Origin of the sequence: Flavobacterium sp. F52, assembly GCF_000278705.1 — a bacterium.
GTDB lineage: Bacteria > Bacteroidota > Bacteroidia > Flavobacteriales > Flavobacteriaceae > Flavobacterium > Flavobacterium anhuiense.
The window spans coordinates 1-524 of the sequence record NZ_AKZQ01000053.1 but is presented as its reverse complement, the minus strand read 5'-3'; the positions used below and the strand labels follow the sequence as shown (position 1 = coordinate 524).

Genomic DNA, 524 nt, shown 5'->3' with positions numbered 1-524 from the left:
TTTAATATTATATAGTCGATGCTCTCTCTATCGGTTCTCTTCGAATCTCTCGATTCCATTACTCTTATTCTTTCTTGTTTTGAAATCTCTTTCAAAACGGCTGTCAATTCAATATGTCTACGAACGTGTCTTCTTCTGTTTTCGCTTGTGTTTCAAAGCGGGTGCAAAACTAAAACTTCTTTTTGTTTCTCGCAAGAAAAACTTGAAAAAATTTTGAAGCTTTCTTATCGCTTCAGTTTCTCAACTTTTTCTTCCAATCTTTCAATGAGCTTCCGTGTTTTGCGGGGTGCAAATGTAAAAAGCTTTTTCTTTTCCCGCAAGCTTTTTCAAATCTTTTTTTTTCGAAAATCTCTTTTCCAAAATATGATCAAGCTGCCGGAATGTCTAAGAGCGTTTTTCGCCGTTGCGGGTGCAAAAGTAGAACCTTTTTCCGCTTTTCCAACACTTTTCCCAGACTTTTTTCAATCTTTTTTCAAGTTATTTCTTAACTGTCTCATAACAGACGCTTTACATTTTGGATGTTT

The 524-nt window shown here is 35.3% G+C and carries 1 protein-coding gene; it reads left to right on the top strand.

What is annotated here, in order from left to right; translation table 11 throughout:
- Positions 1–213 precede the first annotated feature (213 nt).
- A partial coding sequence (locus FF52_RS23955; RefSeq protein ID WP_237718573.1) for a hypothetical protein occupies positions 214–524 on the top strand: 311 nt, incomplete at its 3' end.